At 55.7% G+C, this 25,117-nt stretch carries 26 protein-coding genes and 3 pseudogenes; 3 read left to right on the top strand and 26 right to left on the bottom strand.

The annotated features are described in order from the left end of the window. Positions 1–95 precede the first annotated feature (95 nt). Both recU and CV945_RS04865 read left to right on the top strand, forming a co-directional pair. Positions 96–701, top strand: coding sequence for a Holliday junction resolvase RecU (recU, locus tag CV945_RS04870; protein ID WP_033010104.1), 606 nt, complete (start codon positions 96–98; stop codon positions 699–701). A 33-nt stretch (positions 702–734) separates the two neighbouring features. Then, positions 735–3,459, top strand: a pseudogene (locus CV945_RS04865) (PBP1A family penicillin-binding protein). A gap of 102 nt (positions 3,460–3,561) precedes the next feature. Here the strand turns inward: CV945_RS04865 and nth are convergent. From nth to CV945_RS04770, 18 genes and pseudogenes are all read right to left on the bottom strand, one after another. After that, positions 3,562–4,233 carry an endonuclease III gene (gene nth / locus CV945_RS04860; protein ID WP_033010102.1) on the bottom strand — a complete coding sequence of 224 codons (672 nt, stop codon included), beginning with the start codon at positions 4,231–4,233 and terminating at the stop codon, positions 3,562–3,564. A gap of 88 nt (positions 4,234–4,321) precedes the next feature. Continuing rightward, on the bottom strand, positions 4,322–5,026 hold the full coding sequence (locus CV945_RS04855; RefSeq protein ID WP_033010101.1) for a DnaD domain-containing protein: 705 nt from the start codon (positions 5,024–5,026) through the stop codon (positions 4,322–4,324). Positions 5,027–5,090: 64 nt separating this feature from the next. Next, positions 5,091–6,383 (bottom strand): asparagine--tRNA ligase, encoded by a 1,293-nt coding sequence (asnS, locus tag CV945_RS04850; protein WP_033010100.1) that lies wholly within the window; start codon positions 6,381–6,383, stop codon positions 5,091–5,093. 159 nt (positions 6,384–6,542) lie between these two features. Next, on the bottom strand, positions 6,543–7,724 hold the full coding sequence (locus CV945_RS04845; RefSeq protein WP_063210372.1) for a pyridoxal phosphate-dependent aminotransferase: 1,182 nt from the start codon (positions 7,722–7,724) through the stop codon (positions 6,543–6,545). Between the two features lie 21 nt (positions 7,725–7,745). Further along, on the bottom strand, positions 7,746–8,225 hold the full coding sequence (locus CV945_RS04840; RefSeq protein WP_100659245.1) for a cell wall elongation regulator TseB-like domain-containing protein: 480 nt from the start codon (positions 8,223–8,225) through the stop codon (positions 7,746–7,748). A 5-nt stretch (positions 8,226–8,230) separates the two neighbouring features. Beyond that, on the bottom strand, positions 8,231–8,401 hold the full coding sequence (locus CV945_RS04835) for a YpmA family protein (RefSeq protein ID WP_064502496.1): 171 nt from the start codon (positions 8,399–8,401) through the stop codon (positions 8,231–8,233). A 306-nt stretch (positions 8,402–8,707) separates the two neighbouring features. Continuing rightward, positions 8,708–9,403 (bottom strand): annotated as a pseudogene (locus CV945_RS04825) (helicase C-terminal domain-containing protein); the annotation flags it as partial. Between the two features lie 59 nt (positions 9,404–9,462). Then, positions 9,463–9,573, bottom strand: a pseudogene (locus tag CV945_RS17815) (exonuclease domain-containing protein); the annotation flags it as partial. 56 nt (positions 9,574–9,629) lie between these two features. Beyond that, a complete protein-coding gene (gene panD, locus CV945_RS04815) occupies positions 9,630–10,013 on the bottom strand; it encodes an aspartate 1-decarboxylase (RefSeq protein ID WP_033010095.1) in 384 nt (127 codons plus the stop codon). Between the two features lie 14 nt (positions 10,014–10,027). Further along, a complete protein-coding gene (panC, locus tag CV945_RS04810) occupies positions 10,028–10,897 on the bottom strand; it encodes a pantoate--beta-alanine ligase (protein WP_033010093.1) in 870 nt (289 codons plus the stop codon). Further along, entirely contained in the window at positions 10,897–11,733 is an 837-nt protein-coding gene (panB, locus tag CV945_RS04805; protein WP_033010092.1) for a 3-methyl-2-oxobutanoate hydroxymethyltransferase, read from the bottom strand. Before panB ends, panC begins: the two co-directional genes overlap by 1 nt. 265 nt (positions 11,734–11,998) lie before the next feature. Then, a complete protein-coding gene (locus CV945_RS04800) occupies positions 11,999–12,988 on the bottom strand; it encodes a biotin--[acetyl-CoA-carboxylase] ligase (RefSeq protein ID WP_100659243.1) in 990 nt (329 codons plus the stop codon). After that, on the bottom strand, positions 12,946–14,160 hold the full coding sequence (locus CV945_RS04795) for a CCA tRNA nucleotidyltransferase (protein ID WP_100659242.1): 1,215 nt from the start codon (positions 14,158–14,160) through the stop codon (positions 12,946–12,948). The genes CV945_RS04800 and CV945_RS04795 overlap by 43 nt, the downstream gene beginning before the upstream one ends. Continuing rightward, positions 14,160–15,293, bottom strand: coding sequence for an N-acetyl-alpha-D-glucosaminyl L-malate synthase BshA (gene bshA, locus CV945_RS04790; RefSeq protein ID WP_049624829.1), 1,134 nt, complete (start codon positions 15,291–15,293; stop codon positions 14,160–14,162). Before bshA ends, CV945_RS04795 begins: the two co-directional genes overlap by 1 nt. Next, on the bottom strand, positions 15,290–16,000 hold the full coding sequence (gene bshB1, locus CV945_RS04785) for a bacillithiol biosynthesis deacetylase BshB1 (RefSeq protein ID WP_100659241.1): 711 nt from the start codon (positions 15,998–16,000) through the stop codon (positions 15,290–15,292). The genes bshA and bshB1 overlap by 4 nt, the downstream gene beginning before the upstream one ends. A 5-nt stretch (positions 16,001–16,005) precedes the next feature. Then, positions 16,006–16,440, bottom strand: coding sequence for a methylglyoxal synthase (gene mgsA / locus CV945_RS04780; RefSeq protein ID WP_033010087.1), 435 nt, complete (start codon positions 16,438–16,440; stop codon positions 16,006–16,008). A 31-nt stretch (positions 16,441–16,471) separates the two neighbouring features. After that, positions 16,472–17,269: a 4-hydroxy-tetrahydrodipicolinate reductase gene (gene dapB, locus CV945_RS04775; RefSeq protein ID WP_100659240.1), complete on the bottom strand. Its 798-nt coding sequence runs from the start codon at positions 17,267–17,269 to the stop codon at positions 16,472–16,474. Beyond that, positions 17,266–17,601 carry a nucleotide pyrophosphohydrolase gene (locus CV945_RS04770; RefSeq protein WP_033010114.1) on the bottom strand — a complete coding sequence of 112 codons (336 nt, stop codon included), beginning with the start codon at positions 17,599–17,601 and terminating at the stop codon, positions 17,266–17,268. Before CV945_RS04770 ends, dapB begins: the two co-directional genes overlap by 4 nt. A gap of 158 nt (positions 17,602–17,759) precedes the next feature. Between CV945_RS04770 and CV945_RS04765 the strand changes: the two genes are divergently transcribed. Next, positions 17,760–18,632, top strand: a complete 873-nt coding sequence (locus tag CV945_RS04765; protein WP_094239961.1) for a YitT family protein — start codon at positions 17,760–17,762, stop codon at positions 18,630–18,632. Between the two features lie 115 nt (positions 18,633–18,747). On the opposite strand, the gene ypjB is transcribed toward CV945_RS04765, so the two are convergent. The 8 genes from ypjB to CV945_RS04725 form a co-directional block, all read right to left on the bottom strand. Next, the gene (ypjB, locus tag CV945_RS04760) at positions 18,748–19,536 is read right to left on the bottom strand and encodes a sporulation protein YpjB (protein WP_063330392.1); all 789 of its coding nucleotides are present in this window, start codon (positions 19,534–19,536) and stop codon (positions 18,748–18,750) included. 89 nt (positions 19,537–19,625) lie between these two features. Next, positions 19,626–20,249: a lipoprotein heptaprenylglyceryl N-acetyltransferase LhaT gene (gene lhaT / locus CV945_RS04755; protein ID WP_033014015.1), complete on the bottom strand. Its 624-nt coding sequence runs from the start codon at positions 20,247–20,249 to the stop codon at positions 19,626–19,628. Positions 20,250–20,327: 78 nt separating this feature from the next. Further along, positions 20,328–21,092 (bottom strand): menaquinol-cytochrome c reductase cytochrome b/c subunit, encoded by a 765-nt coding sequence (locus CV945_RS04750; protein WP_100659239.1) that lies wholly within the window; start codon positions 21,090–21,092, stop codon positions 20,328–20,330. Between the two features lie 50 nt (positions 21,093–21,142). Then, a complete protein-coding gene (gene qcrB / locus CV945_RS04745) occupies positions 21,143–21,817 on the bottom strand; it encodes a menaquinol-cytochrome c reductase cytochrome b subunit (protein WP_011231676.1) in 675 nt (224 codons plus the stop codon). Positions 21,818–21,820: 3 nt separating this feature from the next. Then, the gene (gene qcrA / locus CV945_RS04740) at positions 21,821–22,330 is read right to left on the bottom strand and encodes a menaquinol-cytochrome c reductase iron-sulfur subunit (protein ID WP_094238873.1); all 510 of its coding nucleotides are present in this window, start codon (positions 22,328–22,330) and stop codon (positions 21,821–21,823) included. Between the two features lie 144 nt (positions 22,331–22,474). Continuing rightward, positions 22,475–22,933, bottom strand: coding sequence for a YpiF family protein (locus CV945_RS04735; protein ID WP_094238874.1), 459 nt, complete (start codon positions 22,931–22,933; stop codon positions 22,475–22,477). Positions 22,934–23,018: 85 nt separating this feature from the next. Next, positions 23,019–23,552 (bottom strand): ReoY family proteolytic degradation factor, encoded by a 534-nt coding sequence (locus CV945_RS04730; protein ID WP_094238875.1) that lies wholly within the window; start codon positions 23,550–23,552, stop codon positions 23,019–23,021. A 56-nt stretch (positions 23,553–23,608) separates the two neighbouring features. Further along, positions 23,609–24,865: a tetratricopeptide repeat protein gene (locus CV945_RS04725; protein WP_047818596.1), complete on the bottom strand. Its 1,257-nt coding sequence runs from the start codon at positions 24,863–24,865 to the stop codon at positions 23,609–23,611. Between the last annotated feature and the right edge of the window lie 252 nt (positions 24,866–25,117).

Below are 25,117 nucleotides of genomic sequence, written 5' to 3'. Positions count from 1 at the left end.
GACAACAAGAGCAGGCGCAGCCGTGGGGAAGAAAAAAAGGCGCATCTTTTCCGAGCGTATGGTATAATAAAAACCATTCAAAGGAGATGAACGCGATGGCACTCAAATATCCAGGAGGAAAAGAATACCGCGGAAACGGACCGAGCGCGGTGCGACCGCCGGCGGCAGCCGGCTATGCCAACCGCGGCATGACGCTCGAAGACGACTTAAACGCGACGAATGAATATTATCGGGAGCACGGCATCGCCGTCATCCATAAAAAGCCGACTCCGGTGCAAATCGTCCGCGTCGATTATCCGAAACGGAGCGCCGCCGTCATCAAAGAGGCCTATTTCCGGCAGGCGTCGACGACCGACTACAACGGCATCTATCGCGGCAAATACATCGACTTTGAGGCAAAGGAGACGAGAAACAAAACGTCGTTTCCGCTGAAAAATTTCCACGCTCACCAAATCCGCCATATGGCGCAAGTCATGGCCCACGGCGGCATTTGCTTTGCGATTTTGCGTTTTTCCCTGCTCAATGAAACGTATTTGCTTGACGCCTCCCACTTAATTGCCCGCTGGAATGAGCAAGAAGCCGGGGGAAGAAAGTCGATCCCAAAACGGGAGATCGAACAATACGGGCATTATATCCCGCTTGGCTACCAGCCGAGAATTGATTATATTAGTGTAATAGAAAACGTGTACTTCACCGCTTAAGGTGAAAACTTGTAAGAAAGGCAGGATTTGCTTATGTCTGGTGAATATCGTTCTCGTGTGGAACGAAAGCAGGCAGCGAAACAGACGAAACAAAAGAAGGCGAAAAAGAAAAGAGGAAGGTCCTGGTTGAAAGCGATCGCCATTGCGATAGTGCTGATGATCGCCCTTGGCGCCATCGGGGGGGGTGGCTGCGTTCGCCTACTTTGTCAAGGACGCCCCTCCGCTCGATGAGGCGAAAATTAAAGATCCGCTCTCGTCGACCGTGTACGATATGAGCGGAAAGAAAGTCGCCGAGCTGGGCGGTTACAAACGGACGTACATCTCATACAAGGACGTGCCGAAAGTGCTGGAAAATGCGGTATTGGCGACCGAAGACGCCCGCTTTTACGAGCATCACGGCATCGACATCGTCCGTCTAGCCGGCGCGGTCATCGCCAATATTCGCGAAGGGTTCGGCGCGGAAGGCGGCAGCACGATCACCCAGCAAGTCGTGAAAATGACGTTCCTCTCACCAAAGAAAACGTTGGAGCGGAAAGCGCAAGAAGCGTGGCTCGCCTTGCAGCTTGAGCAAAAGTATTCGAAGCATGAAATTTTGGAAATGTACTTGAACAAAATTTATTACTCAGACGGCATTTATGGCGTCGCCCGGGCGGCGGAATATTACTTCGGCAAAACGAACTTAAAAGAGCTGACGCTCCCCGAGGCAGCGCTCTTGGCCGGCATGCCGCAAAGCCCGAACCGGTACAACCCGTACGTTCATCCAGAGGCGGCGAAAAAACGGCGCGACACTGTCTTGTCGCTCATGGTGAAACATGGCTTTATCAGCGCGGAAGAAGCGGAAAAAGCGAAGCAGGTGCCGATCAAATCGATGCTCACCGAGCGGAAAAAGCCGCAAAATTCCGTGCCATACGACGCCTTCATTGACGAAGTGATCAAAGAAGTGACGGACAAAGCCAATGTCAACGTCTTTGAAGACGGGCTGAAAATTTACACGACGCTTGATCAAGAGGCGCAATCGTACGTTGAAAAGCTATTAAACTCCGATCAACGTTTTACCGCCAAAAAAGATTTGCAGTCGGGAATCGCCCTCGTCGACACGAAAACGGGCGCCATTCGCGCGTTAGGCGGGGGACGCCATCGCGACAACATCGAGTTCGGTTTCAACTACGCAATTCAGCCTGTCGGCCAGCCCGGTTCAACGATTAAGCCGATTTTGGACTACGGGCCGGCGATCGAATATTTAAAATGGTCAACCGCGCACATTCTTGTTGACGAGCCGTATACGTACTCCGACGGCACCCCGATCCGCAACGCCGGCGGGCGCTACGCCGGACCGGTGACGGTGCGCAATGCCCTCACATGGTCGCGCAACATCCCGGCGTTAAAAACGTTCCAAGCGGTCGGCAAGGAGCGGGCGAAAGAGTTTGCCAACCGGCTCGGCATGGGTTTTGACGAAGTATATGAGCCGTACGCAATCGGCGGCGTATCGCGCTACGTATCGCCGCTGCAGATGGCCGGCGCCTACGCCGCCTTCGGCAACAACGGCGTTTACACGAAGCCGTATGCGGTGACGAAAATCGTCTTCCCAGACGGCACGGAAATGGACTTAAAGCCAAAACCGAAGCGAGTCATGCATGATTACACCGCATACATGATTACCGACATGCTCAAATCGGTCATCCGCTCTGGCACTGGGCAGTCCGCCTATGTTCCAGGATTGGAGCTCGCCGGCAAGACCGGAACGACAAACTACGGCAAAGACGGCGCGAAGTTTGGCCTCAAACGGGACGATGTGCCGGACAGCTGGATTGTCGGCTATACGCCAAACTACACGGCGGCCATTTGGGTCGGCTTCAGCAAAAAAAGCGAAACAGCTACATTAGGAGATCGGGAGCAGCGCATTCCGAAGCTCTTGCTGAAAGATCTGATGTCCCATCTCGACGATGGCAGCGGAGAGTTTCAGCGGCCGGACAGCGTCGTCAAACTGCCGATCAAAAAAGGCACGAATCCGCCGAAACTTGCCGGCAAATACACGCCTGAAAGCGACATTACGTATGAATTGTTCGTGCGCGGCACCGAACCGACAGAAGTCGCAAAAGATGAGCCGGAAGAGCTCCCGGCTGTCAAAGGGTTGGCCGCTTCGTACGATCAAGCTGCCAACATCATTTCCGTCTCTTGGTCGTATGATGAGAAAACCGACGACACGCTGTTTGAAGTGCGCATCAAAGACGAGCAAGGGCATACGGAAACGGTCACGACCAAAGATTTAAGCGTGACAGTGACGAACGTGGCGCCAGGGGCTTCGTACACAATCGCCGTCTATGCCAAGGAAGGCGAGCGGATGAGCAAGCCGGCGATCACGAGCATCCGCATCCCTGGCGGCGAGCAGCCGACGGCGCCGGGCAATGGAGCGAACGATGATGGCAACAACCGTGGCGCCGGAAATGGCGGCACGAACGGGGATAACGGCGATGATCATGGGGGCAATGGAAACAATCAAAATAACAACAATGGCGGAAATAGCGGAAACAACGGCAATGGCAACGAAGATCGCGATGATGGCGGCGAAGAGGACAACGGCGGCAAAGACAACGGCGGCAAAGACAACGGCGGCAAAGACAACGGCGGCAAAGACAACGGCGGCAAAGACAACGGCGGCAAAGACAACGGCCAAGGGGATGGCGGCGCAACAACGCCGACCAATCCACAATCAGGAAACAGCGGCAATGCTGGCATGAGAAATGGAAGCCGCCAGTGAGATCACCTACCTCAAAAAAGCGGATGGCCTATCGGGCCATCCGCTTTTTCATGGCAACTTGCCTAGAAATATGCCCGTCCGGGAAAAAGCGGGCGAGCCCATTCAGTCGGCACGCGCACGTTTGTTTTCCCTCTTTCGCATCCGCTTTTTTCCCTCGCGGCATAAATGAAGAAGCGGGCATACCGGGCATTGCGGCGCCTGCGCCTTGCAATGGTAGCGGCCGAAAAAAATCATCCGGTGGTGGGTGATCGACCATTCTTCCTTTGGAATGGTTTTCATCAACGTTTGTTCCACTTCCAGAACTGACGCGTCCCAACGGCAAAAGCCGAGCCGCTTGCTGACCCGCTCGACATGCGTATCAACGGCGATGGCCGGCACGCCAAATGCCACGGAGACGACGACGTTGGCCGTCTTCCTTCCGACGCCCGGCAGCTTCATCAATTCATCGCGGTCGCGCGGCACCTCACCGTTGTACTCCTCAATCAGCATCGCGCACAACTTTTGAATATTTTTCGCTTTGTTCCGGTATAATCCGATCGATCGGATGTCTTGCTCCAGCTCTTCAAGCGGCACCGCGATGTAATCGTGCGGCGTTCGGTATTTTTCAAACAAATGTTTCGTCACCTTATTGACGAGCGCATCGGTGCATTGCGCTGACAAAACGACCGCGATCAACAGTTCGAACGGATTGCGGTGCACAAGTTCGCAATGGGCATTGGGAAACATGTCCGCCATCACGTCCAAACAACAGCGGATTTGCTGCTTCGTCAGCATCCCTCTTCTCCTCCTTTCGCGATGTTTGGCCATCCATACGAGCATTTCGCGATTTTGGCCAAACAAAAACGAGAGACTGCGCTCTCGTTTACGAGTCAAGCCAGTTGAAAAACGGAATCGTCTGCTTAAATTCCCCTGTCGCCTGTTTCGCCGGGCGGGCGAGCGGTTTCGGCTTGCGGAATTTTTTGCCGTAATCGTGCGCCTGCTCGATCGTGCGGATGCCGTTCTTTTTCCACTCAAACAAAATGCGGTCGATGTAGCGAAAGTTCAGTTTTCCCGACAGCACCGCCTCGCGCAGCGCAGCTTTAATGATGGCCGGTTCATGGCCGTCTTGGTCGATCCACATCGCGAGCGTTTCGCACTCAAACGGGGAGAGCGGGCGGCCAAATTCTTGCTCAAAAACCGTATATAGGCTTTCCTCCTCCTGCTGGCCGCCGCGCTCATCCTTGGCCGCTTCTGCATACAAATGGTGAACCAGCTGCTCCCAAAGCGGTTCGAGCGTATACTTTTCGCTGCGGATGCCGCGTTCGTCCGTATGCTCCTCAATGGCCACCATCCCCTTTCGCAAAAGGCGGCGCATCATTTCCATGCACTCCGCCGCCGGGACAGTCATTCTCTCGGCCAGCTCCGCCGGCGTCGGAAAGGTGATCCCTTGCTCAAAAAACGACTGCATATGCAAAAGCAGCACGAGTTCCGCCTCGCTCAAGCCAAGCTGTTTATAATGGTTCAATAACAGCTTTGGAACGGCGACGCTTCCTTGCGCCAGCCATTCGGCCACCTTTTTCTTTTCCATGCCGATGCACCTCAACTATAGTATAACATGCCGGCGGCAAAAAAACCCCCTTTTTGCAGGGGGGTTACGGATACAAACGGTTGAGAAGGCGCGGGAATGGGATCGTTTCACGCACATGCTCGACGCCGCAAATCCAAGCGACCGTGCGCTCGAGGCCGAGCCCGAACCCAGAGTGCGGCACCGATCCGTATTTGCGCAAATCCAAATACCATTCATACGCCTCAAGCGGCAAATGGTGTTCCTCAAGGCGTTGCTTTAACAAGTCATAATCATGGATGCGCTCCGAGCCGCCGATAATTTCCCCGTACCCTTCCGGGGCAATGAGGTCGGCGCACAACACAACGTCCGGCCGCTTCGGATCCGGCTGCATATAAAACGGCTTTAATGACGTCGGGTAATGAGTGATAAAGACCGGCTTCTCGAAACTTTCCGCAATGGCCGTCTCATGCGGCGCGCCGAAGTCGTCGCCCCACTCGATGTCGGTGAACCCTTTGTCGTGCAAAAGCTTGATCGCTTCGTCATACGTCAGGCGCGGAAACGGCGGCGTGACCAACTCAAGTTTGGACACATCGCGCTCAAGCCGCCCAAGCTCGAGCCGGCAGCGGCTGAGCACCGACTGCACAAGATAGGAGACGTACTCTTCCTGCAGCCGCAAGTTGTCTTCAAACTCGTAAAACGCCATTTCCGGCTCGACCATCCAAAATTCGATCAAATGGCGGCGCGTTTTCGACTTTTCAGCGCGAAACGTCGGGCCGAATGAAAATACTTTGCCGAGCGCCATCGCCGCTGCCTCCATATACAGCTGGCCGCTTTGCGACAAATACGCGTCTTCATCGAAATATTTCGTGTGGAACAGCTCGGTCGTTCCTTCCGGCGCGCTGCCGGTCAAAATCGGCGCATCGACTTTGACGAACCCGCGGTCGTTGAAAAACTCGTACGTTGCCCGAATGACCTCGTTGCGGATTTTCATAATGGCATGCTGACGCCGCGACCGAAGCCATAAATGGCGATGGTCCATCAAAAATTCGACGCCGTGCTCCTTTGGCGTAATCGGGTAATCGACCGCTTCATCGATGACTTGCAAGTCCGTAACCGACAGTTCGTAGCCGAACGGCGAACGCTCGTCAATGCGCACTGTTCCGGTCACATACAGCGATGTTTCTTGCGTCAACGTTTTCGCGCGTTGGAATACTTCCTCTGAGACGTTCGCCTTTTCGACGACGCCTTGAATGAAGCCCGTCCCGTCGCGCAGCTGCAAAAAGGCGATTTTTCCACTCGAGCGCTTATTGGCCAGCCAGGCGCCGATCGTGACTTGCCGGCCGACATATTGGTTTACTTCCGCAATCGTCGTTCTCACGTACTTATTCCCTCCAATGATTGACACGTCCATCATTCGCTATTATACCGTTGCGCCAACACGGCAGCAACGGCCAGGGCGGGGCGGCGAAATGCGGCGCTTTGTACTGCACCGGCCGTTGCCGCCTGACAGCATATCCACCCTGCCCCGCGGATTTGGTTACGCGCGCGCTTCCATGAATCGGCGGATGCGTTCCACCGCCGTTTCCAGCGCCTCAAGCGAAGTCGCATACGACAGGCGGACATTGTCCGGCGCTCCAAACCCGGAGCCGGGCACGAGGGCGACTTTCGCCTCTTCGAGCAAGACGGCGACGAACTCGTCGACCGTGCGGCAGCCCGCCATCTCCGCCGCTTTGCGGGCGTTCGGGAACAAGTAAAACGCCCCTTGCGGCTTGACGCATGTAAACCCTGGAATTTGCACAAGCTTGTCGTAAATGATATGGAGCCGCTCTTCAAACGCCCGGCGCATTTCTTCCACCGGATCCTGCGGGCCGCTGTACGCGGCGATGGCCGCGTATTGGGCGATTGACGTCGGGTTGGATGTACTGTGGCTCGCCAAGTCGGTCATCGCTTTGATGATTTCTTTTGGACCTGCCGCATACCCGATGCGCCATCCCGTCATCGAATGCGACTTCGACACCCCGTTGATGATGACGGTCTGCGCTTTCAGCTCCGGCGCCAGCTCAGCGATCGAGACATGCTTCGCTCCGCCGTAAATCAGCTTTTCATAAATTTCGTCGGAGACGATCAAGAGGCCGTATTCTAAGCAAACGTCACCGAGCGCCTTCAGTTCTTCGGCCGTGTAAATCATGCCGGTCGGGTTGCTCGGCGAGTTGATGATGACCGCCTTCGTCCGCGGCGTGATCGCCTGCTTCAGCTGCTCTGGCGTAATTTTGAAATCGTGTTGTTCCAGCCCTTCCACATAAACGGGAACGCCGCCGGCGAGCTTCACTTGTTCCGGGTAGCTGACCCAATACGGCGTCGGGATGATGACCTCATCGCCCTCGTCGAGCAGCACTTGAAAGAGGGTGTAAAGGGCGTGCTTCGCCCCGACGCATACAATCACTTCCGCCGGCTCATACTCAAGCCCTTGGTCGCGGGCAAACTTTTTGATGATTTCCGCCTTCAGCGCCGGCAGCCCGCCCGAGGGCGTATATTTCGTATGCCCTTCGTTCATCGCTCTTACCGCTGCATCGAGAATGTGCTGCGGCGTATTGAAATCCGGCTCTCCGGCCCCGAGGCCGATCACGTCGTATCCGGCCGCTTTCAATTCTTTCGCTTTCGCCGTAATGGCCAATGTCGCCGATGGCGTCAGCGACGCCACCCGTTTTGCCAGTTTCATCGCTTCTTCCCCCTCATGTCCTCATCGTTGAAAACTGTACCTCTTCAAGAACGCGCCATCGGTGAAATGAAGGTAATAAAACGAATACCTTCCTTCCGAATCGATATATGTCAACTCCCAAAGAGGCACGCCTTTTTCCATGCCGAGCGTCGCGTCAATGATCTGCTGCGGGCGGCGGTCGCGCTCTAAAATGGCGCGCGCTTTTGCTTCGCTGATGCCGCTGTCCGCCCGCTTGACGACGACATTTCCTCTTTTTTCCGGCACCCAAACGACGACGTCCGTTTTTTCTTGCTTCGTCCGGCCGATGAATACAGTGTACGCTTCATCCCCATAATATGTATAGACTTTCTTGACGTCAATCAATCCGACTGCCTCCCTCGCCCGCGCAAGCGCGTGTTCCGCCATGGACCGTTTGGGCGCCATCGCCTCTCCATAAATCGACCATGCCTGCCAAATGAGGAAACCAAAAAAAAGGAGAGCCAACCATCCCCATTTTTTCATCGCGATCACGTCCGGTAAATCGTGAAGACGGCCTGTCGTTTGTCGTTCTCATCCAAAGCAAGGCCAAACATTAAATTGTTGCGCTTCAGCGTCCGGTTCAAGCAGTCGACAATTTTGTACAAATCGTCGGAATGCTGGACTTTGACGGTGGCGAGCACTTCAATTTTGCTTTCCATTTTCGTCGCTTCCTCCTGTGCGGCGCAAATTTTGTTACTTATACAGGCCGGCGGCTCCGGCAACAATACAAATACAGCAGATCTGCAGCCAGGCAGCGAAAGCCGCAGGCTGCCAGCATCGCAGTTGTGCTTCTTCCCTATTATAGCAGGTTTGTCCGACCATTTCATAACAAATTTGCCCGCCTACACCGCCAACGCAAATTTGCTTCCTTCCGCCCCGCTCGATGCGGGGAATTTTTTTGCTGCCTGCCATCTTTAGATTGCACCGTTTCCCCTCTCTTTATGAGAAGGAAGCGACGACATGCCCTAAACGCCATTGGGCCGGCGGCCTTGCCAAAGCCAGGCGTCCGCCGCATCGAGCAGCTCCAAAAGTCCACCCTCATGCACAGGAAGCGGCGGCAGCGACGCGAGAAAGTCCGCTCGGTACGGGGCGTTCGTCAACCGGCGGTCAAGGACGAACACCACTCCCTTGTCGCGCTCGGTGCGGATAAGACGGCCGACGCCTTGCTTCAATCGGAGGACGGCCTCGGGAAGCGACAGCTCATAAAACGGATCGCCTCCCCGTGCACGAATGCGTTCGCTTTTCGCTTCCATCACCGGATCGTCCGGAGGAGCAAACGGCAAACGCGCGATGATGAGCGCATCAAGCGCATCCCCCGGCAAATCGACCCCCTCCCAAAAACCGCTCGTCCCAAACAGCACAGCGCGCTCAAACTGCAAAAACGTCCGGATGAGCTTGGCCGGACTGCCGCTTTGCACCCCTTGAGCGATCAAGACAAATGGTTCGTCCGCCTCGTCGTTTTTTAACGCCTCGACGGTCATTTTCAACAATTCGTACGATGGAAACAGCACAAGCAACCGCCGGCCGACGCGCCGGGCGACTGCTGTGATGGCCGCCGCTGCCGCCTCGGCATACGTCTCGACCGAAACAGCGGAAGCGAGCGGCATGTCCGCCGGCACAAAGAGCGCAGCCTGTTCCTCGTAGCGAAACGGCGCCGGAAATTGGTCAGCTGTTGGATAAATGGCGGGATCGGCTGTTCAGGGTTGAAAAAGCTGGCAAACCGCGCCACGATTGAGCGGCCTTCCACCACCGCCATGCCGAGCTGGATGATCCGGTCGCCCTTTTTCGGCCCGTTTCCGGTTGTCTCCAAATCAATAATGACAAAGCGCATTGCCATAAACGATCACCTCAAAACGAAAAGGGGCGGAAAGCCCCTTTTTGACCACATTATAAAATCGTATGTGCCGGCTCTTCGGCGATAAGCTGCGCGATCCGGTTGTGTTCGTCCATAATGGCGATTTTCGGACGATGCGCGGCGACTTTTTCTTCCGGAACGAGCGCATACGAAATTACGATGATGATATCCCCTTTTTGCACGAGGCGGGCGGCCGCGCCGTTTAGGCAAAAGACGCCGCTGCCGCGCTCCCCGGGGATGATATACGTTTCAAAGCGGGCTCCATTATTATTGTTGACCACCTGCACTTTTTCATTAGCCACCATGCCGACGGCGTCCAAAATATCTTCATCGATGGTAATGCTGCCGACGTAATCCAGGTTCGCTTCCGTCACACGGGCGCGATGAATTTTGGCGTTCATGAGCGTACGAAACATGGACGATCCCCCCTTTACTCCCCTCGCCTGTCCGCTGCAGGCAACTCGACCATGATGTTATCGATCAAGCGGGCGCCCGCAAACCGGACGGCAACCGCAATGAGCACCGTTCCGGCGAGCGCCGAAAGCGGCGTTAAATCGGGATATGAGCATACTTCAACATAATCGATTTCCGCATGCGTATGCGCCTCAATATGCTCCCGCACGAGGCGGCGGATGGCTTCCGCGTTCCGCTCCCCGCGGTCAACAGCCGCTGCTGCGGCCTTAAGCGCCTCGTAGAGCGCCGGCGCTTCCTTTCGCTCCTGCGGCGATAAATAAACGTTGCGCGAGCTTTTCGCCAGCCCGTCGGTCTCGCGCACCGTCGGCACCGGCACGAGCTCGATCGGAAAATTAAAGTCGCGGATTAAGCCGGCGACAACGGCCACCTGCTGGGCGTCTTTCATCCCGAAATAGGCGCGGTCCGGCATGACGATATTGAACAGCTTAATGAGCACGGTCGCCACGCCGTCGAAATGACCGGGCCGCGACCGCCCACACAACACATCGGTGCGCGCCTTGACGACCGCTTGCACCGAGAGCGGCGCCGGATACATTTCGTCCGCCTCCGGGTGAAACAATACGTCCACGCCATGCTGGCCGGCGATGCGCCGGTCGCGCTCAAAATCGCGCGGGTAGCGGGCAAAATCTTCGTTCGGTCCAAACTGAAGCGGGTTGACAAAAATGCTGAGCACAACGATATCGTTCTCTTCGCGCGCCCGGTCGATGAGCGCGGCATGCCCATCGTGCAAATAGCCCATCGTCGGGACGAACCCAATCGTTTTTCCTTCGCGGCGATATTGGCGCATCAACGCCTGCATTGTCGCAATGCGGTCGACAACGATCATCATTGCTTTCCTCCGTATAACGCCACCCATTCTTCTTCCTTCATGGTAAACGCGTGCGCCGGCTCTGGAAACTGTCGCAGTTTGACATCGGCGACATAGTTGGCCAATGCCTGGACGACGGCATCTTGAATGACGGCGTATTGTTTGACAAACTTCGGCACACGGTCAACACCGTAGCCGAGCACATCATGATACACGAGCACTTGGCCGTCCACCTCGGCCCCGGCGCCGATGCCGATGACAGGAATATGAAGCTCCCGGGCAATGGCGGCGCCAAGCTGCCTTGGCACGCATTCGAGCACCAAGGCGATCGCGCCCGCTTGTTCGCACTGTTTCGCATCATCCATAAGCTTTTTGGCGCTTTCCGCATCTTTGCCTTGCACTTTGTAGCCGCCGAGGACGCCGACCGACTGCGGTGTCAGCCCGAGGTGGGCGACGACCGGCACGCCGGCTTTCGTCAGCGCGGCGATGACGCCGGTAACTTCATCGGCTCCTTCCACTTTGACGGCGTTCGCCCCCGACTGCTGCATGATGCGCCGGGCGTTTTGCAACGCTTCCTCTTTCGACGCATGGTAGGACATAAACGGCATGTCCGTGACGACAAACGTGTTGGGCGCGCCCCGCCGCACCGCCTTCGTATGATGAATCATGTCCTCAACCGTCACCGGAATCGTCGAGTCATAGCCGAGCACGACCATGCCGAGCGAGTCGCCGACCAAAATCATGTCCACCCCGGCTTGCTCCGCGAGCTTGGCCGATGGAAAATCATAGGCGGTCACCATGACGATGGGCTCGCCTGTCTGTTTCATGCGAAAAAAATCCGTTTTCGTCTTCACATTGACTCCCTCCCCTTTTGTTGCAGAGGAGGTGACGCGACCGAAACAAAACGTCCTTCTTTCCCGCCTTGAGAAAGAAGGACGCCATAAACCGCCGTCGGTTTCGTTCACCCCTCTGTCCCAGTCCTTCGAGTAAGGATCAAGGCAGATCGTCTCAACCATTTATTCATGTTGCCAGCCTCGGTGCAGCTCTTTCTTGACAAAGATACTGCCCTTTCCTCGCCTTGTATTTTAACAAAATTGTCACAATTTTTCTAGTGGCAATTTACAACTGAATATCGGCTGAGTGAATATAATGGGTGTTTTGCTCCTCATCTTCGAGAATGAGCAGCCCGTCTTCGGTGATGCCGCGGGCGATGCCGCGAATCGTGCCGCCCAGCGTTCTTGCCGTCACCGGCTTGCCGATCGAAACCGCATACCCTTCCCAAAGAAGCTTGATGGGGCGGAAGCCGTGCGCCAAATATTGCTTATACAGCCGCTCGATGCGGAGCAAAATTTCTTGAATGAGCGGCGCACGCTTGATGCGTTCGCCTTTTTCAATGGCAAGCGACGTGGCGATGGCGCGAATGTCCTCGGGAAATTGTTCCGCTGTTTGATTGACGTTAATGCCGATGCCGACGATGACCGAGCGGACGCGGTCGGGATCGGCCTGCAGCTCGGTTAAAATGCCGACGCCTTTTTTGCCGTGAAGCAAAATGTCGTTCGGCCATTTAATATCCGGGACAAGCCCGGTCACTTCTTGAATGGCTTGGCTAATGGCCACCGCCACAAGCAGCGTCAATTGCGGCGCCCACTGCGGGGGGATGGGCGGGCGCAAAATAAGGCTCATCCAAATGCCGGTTCCTTTCGGAGAAAACCATTTCCGATCGAGGCGCCCGCGGCCGGCTTTTTGCTCTTCCGCGACGACCAGCGTCCCCTCCGGCGCCCCTTCGTACGCCAGCTTGGCGGCGATGCGCTGCGTGGAATCGACTTCCTCGAAAAAATGGATCGTATGGCCGAGCGTTTCCGTTTTCAGGCCGAGCTGGATTTCATTCGCCGTCACCTTATCCGGCGTGCTTACGATCCGATAGCCAAGGCGGCGCACCGCTTCGAGTTCAAAGCCTTCTTTGCGCAGCTCCTCGATGTGTTTCCATACGGCCGCCCGCGAACAGCCGAGCCGTTCGCTGATTTTTTGTCCCGACAAAAACTCGCCGTTCGCTTCGGCAAACAGCTCTAACAGTTTTTTTCGCGTGTCCGATTGCGCTCCATGAGCCATGCGTAAATCCGCTCCTTCTCGTTCTCGACTTCTCCGTTGACGACCGCCCGCCATATGGCGTCCAGCGCCTCTTTCACCCACGGGCCGGCCGGTTTCCCGACCCACTCGATCACGTCTTTTCCGTTGACCGCCAGCTCCCCTTTCGTTTTGATCGGCAAGGAGGCAAAGCGGCGGCGCAGTTTCTCATGCCATGGCCCAGGCGGCGCGCCGGTGAAGGCGGCGCGCACTGTTTCCACCGAGAGCGCCCGCTCAAGGCCGGCGGAAAACAGCTGTTCGTTCGTCCATGCTTCCGGCCGTGGAATGTCAGCCAACGCCGTCAAAATGGCGCCCGCTTCGTCGACCACTTTGTTCGGGAGCTTCCACGCGCGCAAAAACAGCCGGCTTTCCTGCACACCAAGCGCATGGCACAAAAGCGCCCACCGTTCTTCGCGCGCGGCAAGCCATGGCCAACGATAAGCCGCCGCCAGACGCAGTTGCTTCTCTTTCCCTGCCAAACCAGGCAAGTAAGCGGTCAATCCGGTTTCGGCCAACAGCGGCAGCGCCCTGGCGGCAAACGGACCGCCGAGCAGCTTTTCCATCTCCATCGTCATCCGCTCGACTGAAATGTGGGCCAAAAGCGGAGCGTTTTGGACGATCGCCTGTTCCGTATCCGGCGCAAGCGCAAATCCGAGCTGGCTGACAAAGCGAACGGCCCGCATCATGCGAAGCGCATCTTCACGAAACCGCTTTTCCGCCTCTCCGACGGTGCGAATGATTCGCCGGCGAATCGCCTCTCGCCCTCCAAACGGATCAATGATAGCCCCATATTCGTTCATGGCGATGGCATTCATCGTAAAATCGCGCCGTTTTAAGTCTTCCTCAAGCGAGCGGACAAACGTCACCGACTCCGGACGGCGGTAGTCCTCATAGTCGCCGTCCGTGCGAAATGTTGTCACTTCATACGCTTTTCCTTTATGGACAACGACGACCGTGCCGTGTTTCGAGCCGACATCGATCGTCTTTGGAAAAATCGCCATAACGTCTTCCGGCAAGGCGCTTGTCGCAATATCCACATCGCCGATCGGGCGTCCAAGCAGCAAATCACGCACCGCTCCGCCGACGAAATAGGCGTCATAGCCATGCTGTTTCAGCTGTTGAATGATGCCGAGCGCCTCTTGAAACGGCGGTTTCATCATTTCACCTTCCTTGCGGCGAGCGAAATGTACAGCTGTTCATATTGCCCGACGATGTCGGACGAACGAAACTTTTGCTCGACCGTTTGCACGGCCTGGCGCGCCATCTCTTGATGAAGGCGGCGGTCGGTCAGCAGCATAAGCGTCCGCCGAGCCGCTTCTTCAACATCGCCAAGCGGACATAAAAACCCGCTTTTTCCGTCTTCGATCACTTCCGGAATGCCGCCGATGGCGGTGCCGATGCACGGAACGCCGCACGCCATCGCTTCGAGCAGGACGAGCCCGAAGCTTTCTTTTTCCGACAAGAGCATCATCACATCGCTGATCGAGTACAGCTCTTCGAGTTTGTCCTGTTTCCCCAAAAATCGGACATCGCCGTTGAGCCCGAGCTCTTTGACAAGCCGGCAGACGACGGTCATTTCCGGGCCGTCGCCGACAAGCAAGAGCTTGGCCGGCATATGGCGGCGGACGATGGCAAACGCCCGCACGACATCGGGCACGCGCTTCACTTTCCGAAAGTTGGAGACATGGATCACGACCTTTTCCTGTTCACTGATGCCGTATTCCCGCCGCAAATGGCCGGCCTCCCGACGGCGGTACACGCGTTCGTCGACAAAGTTGTACACCGTATAGATCGGTTTTTGCACATCGAGCAGCTCGTACGTCTGCCGCACGAGGGCGTCAGACACCGCGGTGACGATATCGGACTGCTCAATGCCGAACTTGATCATGTCAGACAGCGACGGATCATAACCCAAGACGGTAATATCGGTGCCGTGCAGCGTCGTGACGATCGGCAGCTCGCCGACCATTTGCCGCGCCAGCACGGCGCAAACGGCGTGCGGGACGGCGTAATGGGCATGAAGCACATCGAGCCGTTCGCGCTTGGCCACCGCCGCGATTTTGTTGGCAAGGGCCAAATCGTACGGCGGATACTGAAAGACCGAATACTGATTGACGTTCACTTCATGGTAATAAATGTTTCCATATACTTTGTTCAACCGAAACGGCATGCTCGAGGAAATAAAATGGATCTCATGCCCTTTTTCGGCCAGCAGCTTGCCGAGCTCGGTGGCAACGACCCCTGAGCCTCCGACTGTCGGATAACAAACAATCCCGATTTTCAGCTTCATCGCGCCCCCTCGAATAAATCAAAAAGATGAATCGGCGTTTTGGACAAAAACCCTTCGGCATAGGCGGTGCCAATTTGCTGGCCAAACCAACGCTCGCGGCTTTCCACCGTCTCGATGTAGCCGTTTGTCAGCGGCGTGTCCACCGAACCGGGCCGCTTTTCAAATTGGCTTTCATACGCGCGCAGGCTCGCCAGCTTGTCGCCGACCGTCTCGCTAATATCGATCAGAAAATGCGGCCGTTCAAACGCATTGATCATGTAATAATACATAGCGCGGACGCGGTGGGCGTCGCCAAGCTCCCCGGCGCCGTAGCGGCGGATGCCGGCAGAAAAGACCGCCTCCTCGACAAGGCGGGCGCATTGCCCATGGTCGGGATGACGGTCGACCCAATACGGAGCAAAGACGACGCGCGGGCGGTAGCGGCGGATGACCGACACGATGCGGCGAATCGCCTCTTCCCTGATCAAAAGGCCGCGGTCCGGCAGCCCGAGGTTGAGGCGAAGCGCCACGCCAAGCCGCCGGGCCGCCTCGGCCGCCTCTTTCTGCCGCTCGTCGACCGTACCGTTGGACGACAGCTCCGCCTTCGTCAAATCGCAAATGATCACCCGAAAACCGCGGCGCGTGTATTTGGCGATCGTTCCGCCCATGCCGATTTCAACATCATCCGGATGGGCGCCAAACGCCAATAAATCACACGTTTCCGTCATCGCTGTCACCTTTCTGTTTTCGATTCCTCCCCGCCTTTTGTTCGGCCGCGCACAATGCTGCGCCATGCCAAATCGCCACGCTCCAACGCACGGATGAGCAGCTCGGCCGTACCGATGTTCGTCGCCAACGGCACGGCATAGACGTCGCAAAGGCGCATCAACGCGCTGATGTCCGGCTCGTGCGGCTGGGCGGTCAGCGGGTCGCGGAAAAAAATGACGAGGTCCATTTCATTGCGGGCGATCATCGCCCCAATTTCTTGGTCGCCCCCGTACGGTCCGGACTGGAAGCGGTGGACGGCAAGGCCGGTCGCCTCCTGAATGCGCAGCCCGGTCGTGCCGGTGGCATACAGTTCATGGTTGGCCAGCACGGGCGCATAGGCGGTCGCAAAGGCGACCATGTCCGCTTTTTTCTTGTCGTGGGCAATCAAGGCGATTTTCACGTTTCCCTCTCCCCCGTTTGCGCAAGCCGCGCTATTCTAAAATATGTTCAAGCCCATACACAAGCGTATGTAAATGCATGACCGTCTCGACGGCAAGCTTCACCCCGGACATAAATGAACTCCGATGAAACGAGTCATGGCGGATCGTCAACGTCTGACCGTCGCCGCCAAAAATGACTTCTTGATGGGCGACAAACCCCGGCAGGCGGACGCTGTGGATCGGAATGCCGTCGTACGCGGCTCCGCGCGCCCCTTCAAGCGTTTCTTTTTCGTCCGGATGACCTTGCTTTTTCGACGGACGGACCTCGGCGATGAGCTGCGCCGTTTTCAACGCCGTTCCGGACGGAGCATCCAGCTTTTGGTCATGGTGCAGCTCGATAATTTCTACATCCGTGAAATATTTGGCCGCCATGCGGGCGAATTTCATCATCAGCACCGCGCCGATGGCAAAGTTGGGCGCGATGATGGCGCCGATGTTGTTCGCCTCAGCGAGTTCGGTCAGCCGCTCGATCTCTTCCGGCGTGAATCCCGTCGTGCCGACAACCGGACGAACGCCGTAACGCAGCGCCAGCTCCGCATGCCGCTTTCCAACTTCCGGCGTCGTCAAATCGATGAGCACATCCGGCTTCACCTCGACAAAGCAACGGGCGGCATCGGTGTAAATGGGGACATTGACGCCGGCAAACCCTTCGATGTCAGCCAAATTTTGGCCATCATAGCGGCGGTCAATGACCGCAGCCAGCTCGAAATGATCTGTTTTTTGCACGAGCGCCACCGCCTCGCGGCCCATGCGGCCGCGCGGCCCCGCGATGACGATGCGAATCGTCATGATTCTTCCTCCTTCCGCGTCCAGCGGTCGCGGTCGCGGGTGCGAAACTTGTCCATCACCCGATCGTGCGCCGCCTGCAAATCAATGCCGAGCGAATTGGCAAAACAAATGAGCACAAACAGCAAATCGCCCAGCTCTTCTTCCACCGTTTTTTCTTGTTCGGTCGCTTTTTTCGGCTTTTCGCCGTAGTAGTGGTTCACTTCACGCGCCAGTTCGCCGAGCTCTTCGGTCAGCCGCGCCAGCATGGCGAGCGGGCTGAAATAGCCTTCCTTAAACTGGCTGATGTATTCGTCTACTTCACGCTGCATCTGTTTCATCGTTTTCTCCTGCATGGCCATCACCTCGCCTGTTTCCATGTTAACGAAAAGCAGCGCATTTGACAAATGTTTTCGCCTTGTGCCAAATCATCGCGCTTCCGGCCATCATTGCCTAGGCGGACAAGTTCCTCTATAATGAAGACGCCGACTATTTTTGCGGACGGAGGGACGATATGGTTTTCGGCTTAAAGATCAAAAACAGTTTGTTTATTTTGCTCGGCGCTGCCATTTTTGCCTTTGGGCTCGTTCATTTCAACATGCAAAACAACTTGGCGGAAGGCGGCTTCACCGGCATTACGCTTCTTCTTTATTTTTTGTTTGGTTTTGATCCGGCCATCACCAACCTGGCGCTCAATATTCCGCTCTTTTTGATCGGTTGGAGGTTGCTCGGCCGCCAGACGTTTCTTTATAGTGTCATCGGCACGGTCGCGGTTTCCATTTTTTTATCGATCTTCCAACGCTACATGATCCATATGCCGCTCCGTCACGACATGACGCTGGCAGCGCTGTTTGCCGGCGTGTTTATCGGCGTCGGCCTCGGCATTATTTTCCGCTACGGCGGCACAACCGGCGGCGTCGACATTATCGCCCGCCTCGTCCATAAATACAAAGGCATCAGCATGGGCAAAACGATGTTTGCCTTTGACGCCGCCGTCATCACGTTGTCGCTTCTTCTTTACCTGTCATACCGCGAGGCGATGTATACGTTGGTCGCCGTCTTTATCGCCGCCCGGGTCATTGATTTTCTGCAGGAAGGCGGCTATGCGGCAAAAGGGGCGACCATCATCTCAGAAAAAAGCGAAGAGATCGCCAACCGGATCTTGACAGAGATGGAGCGCGGCGTCACTGTGCTCAAAGGGCGCGGCTCGTATACGAAACGCGACCGTGACGTGCTGTATTGCGTCGTGGCCAAAAACGAATTGCCCCGCCTCAAAAGCGTCATTATGTCCGTCGATCCGCACGCCTTTGTCGCGGTCACCGATGTGCACGACGTGCTCGGCGAAGGGTTTACGCTCGATGAGCACAAGCGGCCGCTGGAGCAATAAGGACTAAGTCCCTGTCCTCAACATCTCGGGGCATGCCCGGCTTGCCAGGTGCCGCGCAGCCGTCAAAATAAAAAAGAGGGGGAAACCATTCCCCCTCTTGAAAGCAAGCCGGCTCCTATTCTTCCGGCTGCCGCGCCCGCTTCGCCTCTTTTTCTCCTCTGTACTTCCGCCAGCCGACATACGTCAACGTTAAGACGATCATTCCACCGGTCGAAATCATGACCCAAATGAGCGACGGGTCGGCTTCGTCCTTTTTCACCCCGTCAAACAACGCTTCTATATTGCGGCGCGCGGCAGCAAGCTGCTCGCGCTGCTCGCTTTGGCCAAGCCGCCAAAACGAAGCGCCTTGCAGCACTTCGAGGTCATGGTCGACCTTTTTCGCTTCTTCCGGAGGCACATCGATTTTCACGCTCGGCTCAATCAAGGCATAGCGATCCATAAACCGGCGAAGGGCAGCCGCATACGCCTTCCTCTCTCCGCGCTCCGCCGCCTGTTCCATCACGGCAAACGCCTCCATGACGGCGGGTTCCATCTCGGACCAGAGCGGTTGATAGGTGGAGTGAACAGCATCGACGACAAGGCGGAACTGTGTAAGAGCAGCGACCTTGTCCTCGTCTGGAATCGGCGCTGTCATGGCTTTGACGGCATGTTCGTGCGTGACAGTCACCGCCCGCAGCTCATCGGCCGTTTTCAACCGTTTTTTCGCCTCAAGGGCAAAAAATCGTTCAGAAAAATAGAGGAGCACCTCTTTTGCTTCGGCAAAACGCTCGTTTTTCCCTAACTGCAGCGCCTCGTCGGAAATATCGTCCAGCTGCTCCCAACCGCTTGGTCGTCCGGCCGCGCCAACGAGCGCTGGCCATAAAAAGATAAACGATAACAACATGGCCAGCCCGATTCGTTTCATCATCGTCCCTCCCTCATTCATTACTACAATGTATGAAGGAGTGGACAAGAGTAGACCAAGGAACCGCCATCAAGACGCGGCTGAATTTTCTATTCCGCTTTCGGACGGAAATCGATGCGGCCGCCTGGCAAAAGCGGCTGCCGCCGCACGCGGATGCCGAGCCAATACGCAGCGGCAATGGAAGCCATGCTCAACCAAAAGGTAAAATAGCCAATTTGATCGGCGTATCGTTCCAACATATGGTAACGAGGCATCATGCCAAACACGTAATCGATGACATCGTTATGCAGCGTCCAAACCGCCGCCAAGGCGAGATGGACGGAGCGAAATCGATAAAACGAAGCGTACAGTGCGCCTTCGACCGCCATCGCCCCGTGCGACACAACGAGCATCCAGCCAGCCCAATCGAGCGTCCCCGTGACGCGCCAAACGAGCACGTTCATGACGACGGCCCAAATCCCGTATTTGACAAGCGTCACCAACGCGAGCGCCTCAAACAGCGGCGAGGATCGGCCCAGCAGCCAAGCGGCGAGGACGAGCACAAAAAAAAGGCTCGCCGTCGGGCTGTCGGGAACAAACGGCAAAAAGACGGGCGGCGTCTCCGCAAGTTGATAGCGGTACCAATAATAGCCGTAAACGGTGCCGGCGGCATTCACGAACAACAGCAGCCAAACAACCGGCCGGGCGGCCAATATTGCATAAAGCCATGCCATCGTCTGCACCTCATCTCGGTTCAATGTAGGCACGAAAAAAGCTGACTAACGCGAGTCAGCTTTTCCGTGCCGAACGAATTATTCCGCTTTTAAGCCGGCGATGAATTCCGCCATTTTTTTCAGCTCTTCATCCGTGCCTTTAAAAATGCCACCTGGCATGTTGCCTTTCCCTTCTTTGGCGATCTTCGCGATCTCTTCCGGCGTCAAGCCGGTGCCGATGAGCGACGGGCCGGCGCCGCCGGACAAGTTTTGTCCGTGACACGATGTACATGTGTTCGCTTGGGCGATTTTATAGCCTTCCGCGTTCGTATCAATTTCCACTTCCGCGCGAATTTTCCCTTGCTCAGCTGCTTTTTTCCAGTCGTGTGTAACGACCGACTCCCACGTCAAATAAACAATAGAAGCGAGCGCCAACAACATCATGCCGGTTGCCACCGGGCGCTTCCAAGGACGGCGCTCCGGACCGCGATCCAAAAACGGCGCCAGCAGCAAAGCGGCAAACGCCAGCCCCGGCATGACGATCGCACCGATAACCGTATACGGACCGGACGCATACGAGTATTTGAGCAATTGGTATAAGAACAAGAAATACCAGTCAGGCAGCGGCACGTACGTCGTGTCCGTCGGGTCAGCGATCCGCTCAAGCGGCGACGGGTGGGCGACCGTCAAGCATAAGAAACCGACGAGAAAGACCGAACCGACAAGCCATTCCTTGAGCAGGAAGTTCGGCCAAAACACTTCCGTTTTCCCGGGGTACTCTGAATAGTCCTTCGGAATATTCGGTTTTCTTACCGCGGGAACACGGGAATCGCCGACAAATTTCATTCCTTTTCCGCGATGCATTGCGTGATTCCCTCCTTTTTTCTATCGCCTCAGAACGTCCAGCCGACCGATCATAGCGGACCGGAAATGCCTTGTCTGCGAATCATTAAAAAGTGCGCTGCCATTAAGCCGAGCAAAGCCGCCGGCAAGAAGAACACATGAATGGCAAAGAAGCGCGTCAACGTTTGCGCGCCGACAATTTCCGGATCTCCAGCCAACAGCGTTTTGATCGCCGGACCGATAAGCGGCGTCGCCTCCGCGATTTGCAAACCGACTTTCGTCGCGAACAGCGCTTTCATATCCCATGGCAACAAGTAACCGGTAAAGCCAAGACCCATCATCACCATAAAGATCAATACGCCGACGATCCAGTTCATCTCGCGCGGCTTTTTATACGCCCCTTGGAAAAAGACGCGCAGCGTATGTAAGAACATCATGACGATGACCAAGCTTGCCCCCCAGTGGTGCATGCCGCGCACAATTTGGCCGAACGCTACTTCGTTTTGCAAGTAATACACCGATTCCCACGCGTTTTTAATATCCGGGACGTAGTACATCGTCAAAAACATGCCCGACAAAATTTGAATGACCGTGACAAAAAACGTCAGTCCGCCGAAACAATAGACAAAGGCGGAAAAATGGTGGGCCGGGTTGACGTGCTCCGGAACTTCGTGATCGGCGATATCCCGCCATAAAGGCGTAATATCCAAGCGTTCATCAACCCAATCATACAGCTTGTTTAACACGCATTACGCCTCCTTTCTTGGTTTCGCCTTGCCTAAATACAGCTTTCCGTCTTTCACTTTGTACTCGTAACGGTCAAGCGGCGCTTGCGGCGGCGTCCCCGGAACGTTCGTGCCGTCTTTCGTGTAGAGACCGTAGTGGCATGGACAGAAAAAATGGTTCGGATGCTCTTTATCCGTGTTCCAGTCAACCGTACAGCCAAGGTGTTTGCAAATCGGCGACAGGGCGATAATGTCCCCCTTTTCATCCTTGTACACCCAAGCTGATTTCGGCTCTTCCGACTCGTACCAAGCGTCTTTCACCTTCACTTTAAAGTCGAAACGCTTCGGTTCGGTCGTAATTTCTTTGACGTCCGCCACCGCGACCATCTCTGTGCCCGCCGTCTCTCTCAAGATCGGGTCAAAGGCAAAGCGGAGCATCGGCATGAGCATCCCTGCTGCCATAAAGCCGCCGACCCCGGTCAGCGTGTAGTTTAAAAATTGACGTCTCGTTACGCGATGTTTGTTGTCGCTCATCGTCTTCCCCCCTCTATGCAAAGTCAAGTCCGCACCGGACGATTGTATGTATAACACATACGGAAAACTAGGACATTCTAATGATAGCTCAATTGCTGGACAAGGTCAATATCGCAGGCGGCAAAACGTCGGACTTTGCCCAGCTTACCTTTTTGTCCAGCAGCTGACGAAAAAGCGGATCAGCTCGGCCGCCTGCTCCTTGACGAGTTCGTGCCTGTACGATTCCTCCATGTTCTCGAGCGGAACGTCCGGAACGAGCCAAACGCGGCCGGCCTCCGCCGCTTCCTCTTGCCACGCCGGGTCACACGTCACGTAAAACACATGCTTCATCCCCTCCTGTCCAAGCCGGCTTGTCCAGCCCGCCAGCCGCTCTGCCAGCGATGGCCGCGGCTCATCGGCAAAATACACAAACGCCGGCAGCAAAAACACACGGCCTCTCAGCTGCCGCTCAGCCTCGGCGGCCACAAGCCCGACGAGCTCCCCGCCCGAGGCGAGCCGCCTCGCTCCTTGGCCGATGGCCACCGGCAAAAGCGGAATGAGTGCCGTATCAATGTAGTCGCGCTCTTTTTCGTAGATGGCGACGTCCCCGCTTGTCCATTTCATCGTTACTCCCCTTTGCCATAAAGTTCGTTCCTTATCACCATACCATATTTTTCGGCAAAAGAAAAACCTTGCCGGCGGCAAGGTGTTACAAGTTGTTCAATTCATCCGTAAGGCGGCGGAACGCCTCTTCATCATGGCGGTCGAGCGCCTCGTCAATCAGTTTCATGAGCCGTCCGCGCTGAAACTCGTAAATGGACCGCTCCAAAAATTGCTCGGCAAGGCGCTGGTCGTTTTCGCTCACTTGCGCCTGTTTGGGCGCGTACGGATTTTCCTCAAGCACGGCGACATATTGCGGCGAATGAAAAGAAGCGCGGAAATTAAGCTGAATGTAAATATCTTCGTCGCGGTTCAGGCGGATATCATGGAATGATTTCTCCGCATCGGTTGTCATCACATTCCCTTTGTAGAAGCGAAACGGCACGTCATCCACGCAATGGGTCGACATCACGATGCCGCGCGGGCAATATTGGGCGTTCTCGACAAAGTGCACCTTTTGCATCAATTGGTCGTGGCTCATCAAATAGTTTAAAATCCAGACGCATTCGCGCCGTTTCAACTGATAGTGGCTTAAAAACCAACGGATGAATTCTTTTTTTTCATTGACGGATACGTGCGTCATTGTGCGCTTCCCCCTCGATCGGTTTCCAAGAAAGAGGTTCGATCACCGCTTCTCCCCTACTCCTCGAGCTCAAGCAGCATCTCGGCCGCTTCCGTATGGCTTGGGTCGAGAGCAACAATTTGTTGAAATATTTCTCTCGCTGCGGCCCGATTTCCTTCTTCGATGAGAAAATATCCGTACTCTTCGAGAAAATCGACGTTATGCTTAAAGAAATTATATGCCTCGGCGTAATGGTTTAATGCATCATCATACAGCTCCAACCGGTGTTTGGCGCGCCCTAAATCCCACTCAAACTGCGGATCATACTCGCCGTCGGCCATCGCCCGCTCGAGGAGCGACACGACGTCCTCATAGCGTTGCTCATGAAGCCAAAGCGCCGATAACACCGTCAGCGCCTCGACATAGCCATTGTCGATTTCAAGCGCCTTTTGCAATTGCTCTTCCGCTTCGGCCGGTTTGTTCAGTTTCAGCGCGAGCTTGCCGGCATACAGGCGGAGCTCTTTGTTCCATTCATCGATGCTGATGCCTTCCCGCACCGTTTCGTAGCTTTTTTGAAGCTGTCCTTCCTGTTCATACGCTTTGGCCAAATATAAGTAAAGCGGAGCATAGTCAGGATCAAGCTCTTTTAAGGCGCCAAGCTTGTCAATGGCCGTTTGCGTATAGCCGGCCTGCAAGGCGGTGAACCCATAGGCGAACAGCGTCCGGCTGTCCGTTTTTTCGTTAAGCGCCTCCTCATAGTGCGGAAGCGCCGCCTCAAACTCCCCGATGCGGCTGAGCGACTCGGCGAGCCGTTCAGCGACCAAAACGCCGGCGATCTCCCGGTTCGTTTTCCTCACTTGTTCATAAAGCGGCACGCTTTTGGCGTACTCGCCGAGCGAAAAGTACAACTCCGCTAAGGCGAATTGCACGACTGGTTCATCCGGCGCTTTCTCGTACGCTTGTTTTAGCTTCCGTTCGCTGACTTCGGTCAGCCCTTGCATTTCATACAGGTCCGCCGCAAGCAGGCACGCCCGGACGAATTGCGGATCGTCTTCGCTGATGTCCATCAAAATGGCGAGCGCTTCGTCTTCAGCTTCAAGCTCGGTATACACTTCCGCCAAAAACAGACGGACGTCGCCGTCGTCCGGATAGCGGCTGGCCAGTTCCTCGAGCAGCTCTTTTGCCTCCTCGAGCATCCCCCATGAGTATAGACAGTCGGCCAGCGTATATTTTTCCTCATCACTGCCGTACTTTTTCACTTTTGGCACAAGCGCCAACGCTTCGTCAACATTTCCGTTTTCCACTAGACGAATGATTTGTTCAACACGTGTCATGGTTTCGAAACCTCTCTTACAACGACAAGTAGGTTGCCTGACAGGGCGGCGCTTCCCGCCCTCGCTGTCCGTATTGGTATGTACCGGCACAACGGGAACATGTTTTATCATAATCGACAATCGCCGTTTCGGCAACCGAGCCGCTCGCCAACCGCGCCGCACCAGCTGTTGGGGAATGTATTCGCTTTCAAAAAGCGGCGCCAATTATTCCTCTTATTGACAACATATGAACGGACAATGCAAAATATGACC

Source organism: Geobacillus sp. Manikaran-105, from assembly GCF_002809955.1.
Taxonomy (GTDB): domain Bacteria; phylum Bacillota; class Bacilli; order Bacillales; family Anoxybacillaceae; genus Geobacillus; species Geobacillus thermophilus.
Note: the sequence above shows the minus strand (reverse complement) of the source record. Positions and strands in the feature narration are given on the sequence as shown.